This is a genomic window from Virgibacillus alimentarius, from assembly GCF_000709085.1.
Lineage (GTDB): Bacteria > Bacillota > Bacilli > Bacillales > Amphibacillaceae > Virgibacillus_B > Virgibacillus_B alimentarius.
Genome location: NZ_JFBD01000002.1, coordinates 39,133 through 50,339, shown reverse-complemented (window position 1 = coordinate 50,339; position 11,207 = coordinate 39,133). Strand labels below are relative to the sequence as shown.

The 11,207-nt window shown below is 35.7% G+C and carries 21 protein-coding genes; 14 read left to right on the top strand and 7 right to left on the bottom strand.

All coding sequences use genetic code 11. The features are described 5' to 3' along the window. Nucleotides 1-316: 316 nt before the first annotated feature. The 5 genes from GZ63_RS0100435 to GZ63_RS0100415 all read left to right on the top strand — a co-directional run bounded on the left by GZ63_RS0100435 (nt 317) and on the right by GZ63_RS0100415 (nt 4,093). The gene (locus GZ63_RS0100435; RefSeq protein ID WP_029265791.1) at nt 317-784 is read left to right on the top strand and encodes an NUDIX hydrolase; all 468 of its coding nucleotides are present in this window, start codon (nt 317-319) and stop codon (nt 782-784) included. 19 nt (nt 785-803) lie between these two features. Continuing rightward, nucleotides 804-1,691: an RNase adapter RapZ gene (gene rapZ, locus GZ63_RS0100430; protein ID WP_029265789.1), complete on the top strand. Its 888-nt coding sequence runs from the start codon at nt 804-806 to the stop codon at nt 1,689-1,691. A gap of 2 nt (nt 1,692-1,693) precedes the next feature. Continuing rightward, a complete protein-coding gene (locus tag GZ63_RS0100425; protein WP_029265787.1) occupies nt 1,694-2,671 on the top strand; it encodes a gluconeogenesis factor YvcK family protein in 978 nt (325 codons plus the stop codon). A gap of 30 nt (nt 2,672-2,701) precedes the next feature. Next, nucleotides 2,702-3,643, top strand: a complete 942-nt coding sequence (gene whiA, locus GZ63_RS0100420; protein ID WP_029265785.1) for a DNA-binding protein WhiA — start codon at nt 2,702-2,704, stop codon at nt 3,641-3,643. 195 nt (nt 3,644-3,838) lie between these two features. Further along, entirely contained in the window at nt 3,839-4,093 is a 255-nt protein-coding gene (locus GZ63_RS0100415; RefSeq protein WP_029265783.1) for an HPr family phosphocarrier protein, read from the top strand. A 245-nt stretch (nt 4,094-4,338) separates the two neighbouring features. Here the strand turns inward: GZ63_RS0100415 and GZ63_RS0100410 are convergent, their stop codons facing one another. The 5 genes from GZ63_RS0100410 to GZ63_RS0100390 all read right to left on the bottom strand — a co-directional run bounded on the left by GZ63_RS0100410 (nt 4,339) and on the right by GZ63_RS0100390 (nt 7,406). Next, nucleotides 4,339-5,487, bottom strand: coding sequence for a tyrosine-type recombinase/integrase (locus GZ63_RS0100410; protein WP_051681328.1), 1,149 nt, complete (start codon nt 5,485-5,487; stop codon nt 4,339-4,341). Next, on the bottom strand, nt 5,468-5,920 hold the full coding sequence (locus GZ63_RS0100405; RefSeq protein ID WP_038220770.1) for an ImmA/IrrE family metallo-endopeptidase: 453 nt from the start codon (nt 5,918-5,920) through the stop codon (nt 5,468-5,470). The genes GZ63_RS0100410 and GZ63_RS0100405 overlap by 20 nt, the downstream gene beginning before the upstream one ends. A 74-nt stretch (nt 5,921-5,994) precedes the next feature. Continuing rightward, nucleotides 5,995-6,342 (bottom strand): DUF4064 domain-containing protein, encoded by a 348-nt coding sequence (locus tag GZ63_RS0100400; protein WP_029265777.1) that lies wholly within the window; start codon nt 6,340-6,342, stop codon nt 5,995-5,997. 43 nt (nt 6,343-6,385) lie between these two features. After that, complete coding sequence (locus GZ63_RS0100395; RefSeq protein ID WP_029265775.1) at nt 6,386-6,913, bottom strand: DUF4352 domain-containing protein; 528 nt, start codon at nt 6,911-6,913, stop codon at nt 6,386-6,388. A 115-nt stretch (nt 6,914-7,028) separates the two neighbouring features. Further along, nucleotides 7,029-7,406 (bottom strand): helix-turn-helix domain-containing protein, encoded by a 378-nt coding sequence (locus GZ63_RS0100390; RefSeq protein ID WP_404814827.1) that lies wholly within the window; start codon nt 7,404-7,406, stop codon nt 7,029-7,031. Nucleotides 7,407-7,557: 151 nt separating this feature from the next. On the opposite strand from GZ63_RS0100390, the gene GZ63_RS0100385 reads away from it, so the two are divergent. From GZ63_RS0100385 to GZ63_RS17735, 3 genes are all read left to right on the top strand, one after another. Continuing rightward, the gene (locus GZ63_RS0100385; RefSeq protein ID WP_029265771.1) at nt 7,558-7,791 is read left to right on the top strand and encodes a helix-turn-helix domain-containing protein; all 234 of its coding nucleotides are present in this window, start codon (nt 7,558-7,560) and stop codon (nt 7,789-7,791) included. Between the two features lie 12 nt (nt 7,792-7,803). Next, nucleotides 7,804-7,995: a hypothetical protein gene (locus tag GZ63_RS0100380; RefSeq protein WP_029265769.1), complete on the top strand. Its 192-nt coding sequence runs from the start codon at nt 7,804-7,806 to the stop codon at nt 7,993-7,995. 236 nt (nt 7,996-8,231) lie between these two features. Further along, entirely contained in the window at nt 8,232-8,369 is a 138-nt protein-coding gene (locus GZ63_RS17735; protein WP_156947644.1) for a hypothetical protein, read from the top strand. Here GZ63_RS17735 and GZ63_RS17730 read toward each other — a convergent pair. After that, nucleotides 8,361-8,525, bottom strand: a complete 165-nt coding sequence (locus GZ63_RS17730) for a hypothetical protein (RefSeq protein WP_156947643.1) — start codon at nt 8,523-8,525, stop codon at nt 8,361-8,363. The genes GZ63_RS17735 and GZ63_RS17730 overlap by 9 nt on opposite strands. A 67-nt stretch (nt 8,526-8,592) precedes the next feature. Here GZ63_RS17730 and GZ63_RS17725 point away from each other — a divergent pair, with 67 nt between their 5' ends. Next, complete coding sequence (locus tag GZ63_RS17725; protein WP_156947642.1) at nt 8,593-8,742, top strand: hypothetical protein; 150 nt, start codon at nt 8,593-8,595, stop codon at nt 8,740-8,742. Here the strand turns inward: GZ63_RS17725 and GZ63_RS0100360 are convergent. Further along, nucleotides 8,726-9,070: a hypothetical protein gene (locus tag GZ63_RS0100360; RefSeq protein ID WP_029265767.1), complete on the bottom strand. Its 345-nt coding sequence runs from the start codon at nt 9,068-9,070 to the stop codon at nt 8,726-8,728. The genes GZ63_RS17725 and GZ63_RS0100360 overlap by 17 nt on opposite strands. Before the next feature lie 69 nt (nt 9,071-9,139). Between GZ63_RS0100360 and GZ63_RS18245 the strand changes: the two genes are divergently transcribed. The 5 genes from GZ63_RS18245 (at nt 9,140) to GZ63_RS0100330 (ending at nt 11,183) form a co-directional block, all read left to right on the top strand. Continuing rightward, complete coding sequence (locus tag GZ63_RS18245) at nt 9,140-9,949, top strand: BRO-N domain-containing protein (RefSeq protein WP_226374281.1); 810 nt, start codon at nt 9,140-9,142, stop codon at nt 9,947-9,949. After that, nucleotides 9,950-10,234 carry a helix-turn-helix domain-containing protein gene (locus GZ63_RS0100345; protein ID WP_051681327.1) on the top strand — a complete coding sequence of 95 codons (285 nt, stop codon included), beginning with the start codon at nt 9,950-9,952 and terminating at the stop codon, nt 10,232-10,234. 93 nt (nt 10,235-10,327) lie between these two features. After that, complete coding sequence (locus GZ63_RS0100340; RefSeq protein ID WP_226374280.1) at nt 10,328-10,609, top strand: helix-turn-helix domain-containing protein; 282 nt, start codon at nt 10,328-10,330, stop codon at nt 10,607-10,609. After that, on the top strand, nt 10,606-10,872 hold the full coding sequence (locus GZ63_RS0100335; RefSeq protein ID WP_029265761.1) for a hypothetical protein: 267 nt from the start codon (nt 10,606-10,608) through the stop codon (nt 10,870-10,872). Before GZ63_RS0100340 ends, GZ63_RS0100335 begins: the two co-directional genes overlap by 4 nt. A 95-nt stretch (nt 10,873-10,967) precedes the next feature. After that, nucleotides 10,968-11,183 carry a hypothetical protein gene (locus tag GZ63_RS0100330; protein ID WP_029265760.1) on the top strand — a complete coding sequence of 72 codons (216 nt, stop codon included), beginning with the start codon at nt 10,968-10,970 and terminating at the stop codon, nt 11,181-11,183. Nucleotides 11,184-11,207 lie beyond the last annotated feature (24 nt).

The following is an 11,207-nucleotide window of genomic DNA, read 5'->3' as shown; positions in this document are numbered from 1 at the left end:
TACCAAAAGAAAGGCTCACAAAGTGGGGACTAAAAGATTTGTCCACACTCTATGAGTTTGGATACTCAAGAGATTGAACCGCCGTATACGGAACCGTACGTACGGTGGTGTGAGAGGTCGACTAACCAAGTAATGGTTAGTCACCTACTCGATTTTTTTTGTTGAATGTTGTTGAAAAATATCGGTTCGCAGTCGTGAAATTTTGCCATATTTTGAGATGGATATGAATTGTTGTGGCTTTTAAAAAATTCATTGTATAATAGAGATAGTCGATTTTAATTGAAAAAGTAAATAAGCACAAGAAAAGGTGTTATGCATGCAAAGGGTCACAAACTGCATATTAATAAATAACGAACAGATATTACTGATAAAAAAGCCACGCCGAGGTTGGTACGCTATACCTGGAGGCAAAATGGAACAAAATGAAACAATTAAAGAAGCAGCAATTAGAGAATTTCGAGAAGAAACAGCCTTACACGTTAAGGAGCCAAAATTAGCTGGAGCATTTACATTTTCGATTTTTTCAGAGAAGAAAATAAAAGAGGAATGGATGATGTTCACCTTTATAAGTGAAAATTACCATGGTCAATTAACGGATTATTGTAAAGAAGGAGATTTAGAGTGGGTGCCGTTGAATCAAATTCATACATTGCCTATGGCGGAAGGTGACTTAAAAATATTTCAGCATATACTGACTTCAAAAGAAGTGTTATATGGGTCTTTTTCTTATACAGCGGACGATGAACTGCTTGATTACAGACTTGATTGGGATAAAGACATATAATGGAAAAGGAGGATGTGCATTGAGAAAAACTGCCGAACAGGAAACAAAGCTAGTTATTATTACTGGAATGTCTGGTGCGGGAAAAACGGTTGCAGTTCAAAGCTTCGAAGATTTAGGGTACTATTGTGTGGACAACTTACCTCCAGCATTACTTCCGAAATTTCTTGAATTGATGAAAGATGCTACGAATAATATTCGGAAAGTAGCGCTTGTAATGGATTTGCGAGGAAGGGAATTTTTTGATTCTTTGTTTGAAGCATTAGATGTTCTAGGGGATGAAGAGTGGCTGGATGAACATATTCTTTTTCTTGATGCGAAAGAGGAAACACTAGTAAGCCGGTATAAAGAAACGAGACGTTCGCATCCTTTATCTGTTGGAGGACTACCTCTTAATGGGATTCAGCAAGAAAGAGAGATATTAGATGAACTAAGAGGAAGAGCGCAGCGAATCATCGATACAACGGATTTAAAACCAAGAGATTTGCGTAAAAAAATTGTAAAGGCATATACAGAAGAAAAACAGGAAATATTTTCAGTCCATATGGTTTCCTTTGGTTTTAAATACGGAATTCCTATTGATGCGGATTTAGTATTTGATGTACGCTTTTTACCTAATCCCCATTATGTTCCGCAAATGAAACCATTAACCGGATTAAATCCAGAAGTAGCTGCATATGTTTTTAAATGGACAGATACTCAAAAATTTACTGAGAAAGTACTTGAATTATTGCAATTCATGTTGCCGCAATATAAAAAAGAAGGAAAATCACAGCTTGTAGTTGCCATTGGCTGTACTGGAGGACAGCATCGTTCTGTAGCCATTGCGGAGCACTTTGCTAAAAATTTATCAGCGAATTATATTACACATATTAGTCATCGAGATATCGATAAAAGAAAGGGACAATGAAGATGGGAGCAAAAAAGGAACCACGTGTTGTTGTTATAGGTGGGGGAACTGGTATGCCTGTACTGCTTCGTGGATTAAAGAATTACCCCATTGATTTGACAGCACTTGTTACCGTAGCCGATGACGGTGGGAGTACAGGAAGACTACGAAATGAAATGGCTATCCCTGCACCTGGAGATATACGCAATGTCATTGCAGCATTGTCTGAAGCAGAACCGATGCTATTAGATCTATTTCAGCACCGCTTTCGTTTTAATGTAGAAAATGGACTTTCCGGTCATTCCCTGGGAAACTTATTACTGGCAGCACTGACTTCGGTTACAGGAGATTTTTACACAGGAATTAAAGAAGTTTCTCGTGTATTAAATGTGAAAGGTAATATTTACCCCATTTCAAACGAGAGTATGTTATTACATGCGGAGATGGAAGATGGTACAATTGTTTCCGGAGAATCATATATTCCACTTGCACAAAAGCCAATCAAACGGGTCTTTTTAAGTCCCAAGTCAATCAAGCCATTACCAAACGCAGTTAAAGCAATTGAGGAGGCAGATATGATCGTTATTTCCCCGGGCAGTCTGTATACAAGTATTATGCCGAATTTGATCATACCACAGATTGATGATGCAGTACGAAATACAAAGGCAAAAGTCGTTTATGTTTGTAATGTAATGACACAATCAGGGGAAACGACGAACTATACCGCTTCAGATCATATACAGGCAATCAGAGATCATATAGGCGAAGATTGTATTGATTCGATTGTCGTACAAAATGAACCAATTAACAAAGCAATATGTGCTGTGTATGCCGAGGAAAACGCAGTACCTGTCGTGTATGATACAGAGCGCCTCCTTGAAATGCATCTGCAAATAATTGAAGGGGATATTATTGACAATAACCGCTCTACATTACGACATGATACAAATAAAATAGCAAAATTACTTTATTCCATCATCGATCAAAAAAGTGATGGTTAATCTGACAACTAAGTAAAGGGGAGGAATAAATTGTCCTTTGCTTCTGAAATAAAAAAAGAACTGACCGGGATTGAAACGGATGCTTGCTGCATGTCCGCTGAGCTTGCGGCTTTAGTACGGATGAACGGTGTGATCTCTGTCTCTAAACAAGAATTTACGCTGGACGTACAAACAGAAAATGCGGCAATTGCCCGGCGTATTTATACATTAATTAAATCTTTATATGCATTACCAGTAGAACTGCTCGTTCGCAAAAAAATGAAGTTAAAGAAAAATAATATATACATCGTTCGTATGAAAAAAAATGCAAATAAATTATTATCCGATTTAGATATCTTACATGATAATTACACTTTTATAAGAACTATATCAAAAAAATATAGCAATAAAACTTGTTGCAGAAGAGCTTATCTGCGCGGAGCATTTCTTGCAGGGGGGTCGATCAACAATCCAGAAACGTCTTCTTATCATTTAGAAATATTTAATACCCACCAAGAACATAATGCTGGACTTCATGAATTACTTAATGATTTTGATTTACGTGCAAGAGAGTTAGAACGTAAAAACGGGTATATCGTTTATATGAAAGAAGCAGAGAAAATTACTGAGTTCCTAAGTATTATCGGGGCACACAATGCCTTGTTCAAATTTGAGGATGTCCGCATTGTTCGGGATATGAGGAACTCTGTAAATCGGCTGGTTAATTGTGAAACAGCTAACTTAAACAAAACGATCGGTGCAGCATTTAGACAAATTGAAAGTATTCAATTAATAGATAAGGAAATTGGTCTTCATGCACTGCCGGACAAACTTCGAGAAATAGCTATTTTACGCGTTCGCCATCAAGATGTTTCTTTAAAGGAATTGGGAGAATTGGTCCCAAGCGGAAAGATTTCTAAATCAGGTGTAAATCATCGTTTGAAAAAAATTGATCAATTTGCTGATAAGATTAGGCAAGGTGAATCAATATAAGATGGTTCCAAAATGATGGTTTAATAGGAACTGAATTAATTTTCTACTAAAAATTACGTTTCCATGATATAATAACAATTATTTACAGTGAAAAATGATTTGAATAAAATAAAAAAACGATACCTTTTGCTACCAAAGCAAAAGAATCGTTACCGTTTATTTGACAGCGCTTACTACAGGGAGAGGATGATACATTTGGTTGAGAGGTCTGTTAAAGTAGAACTAGAAACAGGATTACAAGCAAGACCTGCTGCATTATTTGTGCAGGAGGCAAATAAATATGGTGCTCATATTTTCTTAGAGAAAGACGGGAAAAGAATAAATGCAAAAAGTATTATGGGGCTAATGAGTTTAGCGATAACGTCTGGAGAGACAATTAAGCTTGTTGCAGACGGCACGGATGCAGATACGGCGATCGATCAGCTAGCTTCCTTTGTGACTCAAGCGTAACAAAGAGGACAGCTGAAAAAAAGACAAGGAACACAAATAATGTACTCCTTGTCTTTTTTATGTATTTTTTATAACGCGCCCGAGAGGATTCGAACCCCCGACACATGGTACCGGAAACCAATCATACCGATTTCAAGTGACTTTAAAGTATATTAAACAGTATTTGTAGTGCATTTTTAATCCTGTGCCGAATTAACTTATTATTGATTATGATAGATGTTCCGTTAGAAGAATTGAAAGAAATTCTATCCCATATTAAATAGATTATCTTCTTTAATTTCTCTTTTAGGATGCATTGATTTTCCGATACTTGTTGCAGCCACTTCCTGAATACCAGGGATGATATGCGAATAAGTATCTAGTGTTGTTTGAATAGATCGGTGTCCTAATCTTTCTTGCACAATCTTAGGATGAACACCATCCATTAGTAACAAAGTTGCATGTGTATGCCTTAATCCATGAAAACTAATCTTTTTGACACCACTCTTTTTACAAGTACGTTTAAAGACAGTTTGTAAATAGGATGGTTTTATAAATCCTCCTATTGAAGTGGCGCAAACTAAATCTCTTTTTTTGTAATCGGGACCAACTTTCATTTGGTCTTTTTCTTGTTGTTTTTTATGTTGTTTAAGCAATTCCATTGTATCGCTATCAACCTTGACCGTTCTATAACTTGTTTTTGTTTTTAATTGAGGAGAGAGGATCCACTCTTTTTCCTCTTGTTTTAATTGATTTGTAACAGATATTGTATTATTTTCAAAATCAACTGTAGACCAGCGGAGCCCTAATACTTCTCCTTTTCTCATTCCGGTTGCTAATGCAATAACAAAAGGTATTGCATGATTTTTGCTGTTTAAGTGTTGTAAGAAAGCCTGCATCTCTTCAAGTGTCCAGTATTCGATTTCTTTCCTTTCCACCCTAGGAGCTTCAATGTCTTCCATAATATGTTCTTTAAAACCGTAACGTTTACCTTTCAATAACGCACTTGATAATATTCTGAATATGTGTTTCTTAGTCCGTTGTGAAATATCCTTAGCATTAATTTCATCAACAAAGGATTCTACATGATGGCCTTCCAATTTACTTATTTTCCATTGTCCTAGTCCTGGAATAATGTGGTTCCTCATATATGATTCATAATGCAGATATGTGCCATGTGCAACACTATTCTTTTTTCTTTCTAGCCAATCATTAAGATATTCTTCAACAGTTGTGTCTGCCGGATCCGTATAACCTTTTTCCAGTTTTGTTATTATTTTAGGTAAATCCTTTTCAGCATCTTTCTTCCTTTTGTATCCACTAAACCACTTTTGAATACGTTTATTTCTGTGATCTCTACCTATATCAACAACAACATAATAACGATCACCCTTCTTAGCTATGTGTCCACGCATAAGAATACTCCTTTTCATAAAGTTTATTTTTGTACATTTCCATCCTACGTGAAGCAAATTCGTATTCTACCTTAAATAAATTCATAATATCATAGACTGTCATTTGCTCATGCAGCATAAATGTAGGAACACAGAAATGATAACTAAAATAGTTAGCTTGATTTTCTTGAAGCTCACGAAACAAGTAATACATTTTTAATTGACACCCGCAATGCCTTAAATAATGGCCTACTTCATGGCCGAACATTTGCCATTCTTTTTCTTTTGTGGATTTCATTAAAATAATGTTTCTCCCAAACCGAAATGGGATGCTTGCATAGTAAACATTTAAATCAAGACCATCCGCAATTTTTTTAATACTTAATTGATCTGTTTTATTAATGGATAATGATTTATATAGGTTGAAAATATATTCTTCTATATATGTATACATTAAAAACCTCCTTAATGGGAATGTATGTTCTGTTTAATGTTGTAAAAGAGGGTGTACAGATGTACACCTATAATTTAAGCAACATTTTCTGTTTTATTTTTATCCTTTCTAATAACCCCCATTAATCCTGCTATAGCAATGAGTACGGCTGGAACTAAGTAAAACATTGAAATACTTATAATTCCACCGACCGCAGAAATAAGTAGTAAAATACCTCCTACTTTCGCTTTTGATCTTACTACTACCGATCCAACTATTGCTAAAATAGAGAAAATGAATGCAGCCCATCCTAAGCCAGTAACTTCACTTGTTCCATCACTAAACGCAGCGTCTACTCCCCCAACAAATAAAGCCATAATTGCACCTATAAATCCGAAAATTCCCCCAATTAGTCCTAGAACAAATTCAGTAGTTCTTTTCATTGTTTCATTCCCCTTTATGTAAGTTTTGATACTTTAATCTACTCTATTGTAGTTCTTGGCTAGAAATATTCCAGATAGCTTTTCCTGATTTAAATGGATCGGAAAAATGCAATTCATAATTCTCTGATTCGGAAACATCAAAAGGTATTTCTCCTCTCATATCTCCTCCAGGCTCAATCGACCCATCTAGTTGTCCTTTTATTCCCTCTGTTAAAATTGTTGTAGTGTATCCGTAACCATCATCATCTTTTAATTCGATATTCATAATTGAAGATACAGTTTGTTCTTCTTCAGTTTTGTTTTTAATTGTTAAGTTTGCTACGACGAATTGATCTTCTTCTGGTTCGTCAAACTCTCCGCCTTCTTCAATTCTTGCTTCGTTTAGAGTTATTTCCATGTCATCAAAGCTCACCGTATCACCAACAGCAAGTTTTTCTTCTTTCTCTTTTTCTGCTGCTTCTGCGTCATCACTTTGTTCTTTGTCTACTTCTTCTACACTAGCTTCGTCACAAGCTACTAGGAGTCCTGATGTGAAAATAATCGTAAACACCAATAATAAAAACTTCCTCATTTTTTTAATTCCTCCTTAAAAAGTATTAAAATGTTTGTGTATCTTTGGTGCAATTGTATATTAAAACACCACGAAAAACATTTCGTGATGTAGTGCATGCTGTTGTATCTCTGTGTTACTTCTTCCTTCTCGCCTTAAAAGCAATGAACTCATAAACTTCTTCTAATTGCTCCGCATCCATACTCGCTAAATCACCAAACATGAGATCAGCGTCTGGGAATTCTTTTGCGATTTTGTCGATAATGGCATTTTTGTCAGATTCGCTTGACCCATTAGGTTTGTTTGTTCTGCCTAATAAGTAATCTGTATTCACATTATGATAATCCGCTAACTTTCGTATCAAATCTATATCTGGTTCAACATGATTATTTTCGTAGTGAGAGTATCTCGCTCGTGAAATCCCTAAATCCTTAGCGACATCTTCTTGGTTTTTTTTCTTTTTATTTCGCAGTATTTTCAACCTTTTCCCAAACACTTCGTTTTTTTCATCCAACGCGATCACCTCTGTCCACCCCCTATTATAATCTATATGCGATAATTTTTTTATCTTTGATAAGATTTTTTTCAAAAAACTATTGACGATAAGAAATTTATCATGTATTCTATAGACAGTGATAAAAAACTTATCAAAAGGTGGTGAAAAAATGGAAAGAGAAATTCTTTTACACCTAAGAAAAAAACATAATTTAACACAACAAGAATTAGCACGATCTCTAGGAATTTCTACTGTTTATGTAAGGAAATTGGAAAAAGGCGTTGTTAATCCTGGGAGAGTGACATTAATTAAATATGAAAAATTCTTCGATAAAGATATGAAGAAAATGTTTCCTGATCTTTTTTTTAGTGCTAATGATAAAAAACTTATCAAAAATGCGTAGGAGGTGAACGAAATGCAATGTACTTTTGATCTTTTGACATCATTCGACCAAATCACGTTTGTAGGAGAACGAGAAGAGGCTGAAATGATGAAGTCCAGTGGTTGGATGCCTGTGTGGGAACCAAGCGCAAAAGCAGGAGAAGTAAAATTACCGAATTACTCCGACTATTTTATTTTGGTTCGGAATAGTCAGCAGGATAAATAATTTCTCCTTTTTCCTTAGGCCAACCAACGCTGATAAACGGAGCGGAGATGATGGGAGTCTCACCGATATATTCCCAACCCGCATCTATGAAAGATTTGATTTTCTTTTCACGATTATCTTTATCGCCATAAGCGTTAAAAGCATAAATTCGAGAAAATCAATCCATAATTTCTCACCCCCTTCCATAGTCCTATTTCGACAGGAAGCGAGATAAAACCTTTAAAGGAGGTAATCAAATGAATCATTTAAAAGAAAATGCCAAACGATTGCAAGAACTAATCGAATTTGCAGAGTCAAAAGAATGGAGTGAAGAAGAACTCGCCAAAGTTATTATGATTCTTCACTCCCATTTCGAACAAGAATTATCAATCTAATTTTTTAAGTTCAGCATGAAAGTCTTTAATAAGTTCCAATACATTATCAGCTTTGATTATTGGTTTTGACGCACCATTTGCTTGTTGTAAGTTAGCTGACGCTTCTATATAAGATTTTGCGATCTCTACAGCTAATTCTTTATCGCTTTTAGACATGAATGCACCCCCTTCCTGAATCAACATTCGACAGGAAGCGAGATAAAACCTTTAAGGAGGTAATCAAATGGATACTATTAAACAATTAGAAAATGAGATTGAAACACTCCAAAAAAGCATTTCATGCGGAGCAGATGGCTGGGAAACCATCGTACTGCTACACGATCAATTAATTCAATGCTTGGAGTTACACGCAAAACTTAAGGAACTACTTTAAAGTTACCTATTTGTTTGTCTCGATCAATCTTTACTTCTGTAACTTCGAATAAAGTGAACGAGCTTTCGAGTTCTTGTATGCCTTTGATTGTTTGCTCTATTTCATTTTTATCTTGAATTGATTCTCGGAAGTAAACAGATCCGAAATCAGTTTGTAAAAGGACATTAAACGTTTTTTGGGGATTAAAACCTGATGTGCGACCACCAGATACAAAACCACCAGTTTTAGTGTCTTGCACGGAGTAAACAACCATGCCTTTCGATCCTGCGATTTTTGCTTTACTAGCATAAGTTGCTAGATCGTCCAATTGATGTGTTTTTAACAGCATTTAATTACACCTCCTTCCATAGTCTTAATTCGACAGGAAGCGAGATAAAACCTTTAAGGAGGAAAAACAATGAATAAATTACAAATATTTGAAAATGAATTATTCAAAGTGTCTGCAAAAACAGAAGGTGAACAAATTTTATTCGACGTTGAGCAGGTTGCCAAAAGTCTTGGTTTCACTCAAACGAAAAACAATAAAGAATACATCAGATGGGAAACGGTCAATAAATACCTTGAAAAATTTGTTTCCCAACAAGTTGGGAAAGGTGATCTAATCCCCGAGCCACTTGTTTACAAGTTAGCTTTCAAGGCACAAAACGATGTTGCTGAAAAGTTCCAAGATTGGTTAGCGGTAGAAGTTATTCCTTCTATTAGAAAAACAGGTTCTTACAAACAAGAAATCGATACTACCCAATTAAGTCCTGAACTACAAATGATGAATCAAATGTTCCAAGCGGTTGCTAAAAATGAACTAGCAACAAAAGAAGCGAAAGAATTAGCGATACAAGCAACTAATACAGCTAATAACATTTCCAACATTGTAACCATGACCAGTGATGAATGGCGTGAAAAAGTAAAAGTAATATTAAGAAAAATAGCTCAGAAATGGTCTGGAATTGAACCTTATCGAAGCGTAATTAATTTAAGTTATGAACGACTTGAAAAAAGAGCTAATTGCAAGTTAGACATCCGTTTGAACAATCGTAAAGAAAGGGCTCTTGCTCAAGGTATGACGAAATCTTACATCAAAAAAATTAACAAACTCGATTGCATTGCGGAAGAAAAACGTCTTATTGAAATTTATATCCAGGTTGTAAAAGAAATGGCAATCCAACACAAGATAAACATTAACGATTTTAAGTTCCAGGAGGTAATTTAAATGTCCATGGAAGAATCCATTCGTCAAATTATCCGCGAAGAAAATAAAAAGCACCTGGAGGATATCAAGGAACTATTAAGCCAGCACGGATATCATGAAACGCCACGATTTTTGAAAGTTCCTGAAGCTGCAGAAATCCTAAGAATCGGATTAAACGCAACTTATGAATTATGTAAGCAATCTGAACATAATGGTTTCCCATGCATCAGGGAAGGTCAAAAAATACGCATTCCCTACACCGCCCTAATGCAATGGATAGAACAACAAACAAATCAAGCAATCTAGCAAAACAACCAACCTGAGGGAGTTGGTACTACAAGTATATGCCAACCACCCCTTTGAAATAAATTCCAATCTGGAATGAAGGGAGGTGAAAACGTGAAATACGGTGCGATTTTAAAGGCGTGCCGGACTCGATCAGGATTAAGTCAAGAAGAATTAGCACATAAGTTATTTATCAATCAATCTGACGTATCAAAGTACGAGAACGGCACAAAAGAGCCAAGCATATCAATGGTTCAAGCTTGGACAAGTAATACAAATACACAAGAGGTGCTAGTGGCTTTCATGTGTGGTGTAGATGGGATCTCTATCATGCAGAATATTTTAGATGCAGGAGTATCAATTATTAACACTATTTTACTAGGAGGGATTATATGACATTTCTAAACAAGGATTTAAAACGAGCAACAGACGAGGCTAATTGTTATACGTATTGCTTGAATGGCGCTCTGGTTCACATAAGCAATGAAGAGTATGGAAAGGCAGCATTATATCTCGACAATGCTTCACGATCTTTAAGGGAGTTGGAGCGCATGAGGAAAGAAAAGAAAGCTGATGAACAAGCGAGGGAACTTTTAGAACGCATCAGAGAACGACAAATGGAGGAAGAGGTTATTTGTAGATTGAGGTCATGGACATGAGTGAAGGATTTATAAATTGGTTTTATCGTACATTGTTTGTTCTAACATTACTGTTTATTTATTACGCACTAATCAATGCATAGGAGGTAAAAAAAGTGATACAACATCCTGAAATAACAAGAACATTAAGAACTGGCTATCCATATAGTCCAAAACGTGAAGAATACGGAATTGACGCTCTTGGCAATGAAGTTTTTACGGATGAAGAAATACTCGAATATGAAGATGAATTTTATTTAGTTGAAGAACTTAGTGCGGATGCAAGGGAGATACTTGAAAACCATGGAGCAATTTATAAAGTTGCAAAATAAAAAACGCCCTTAGGCAGAGGACGT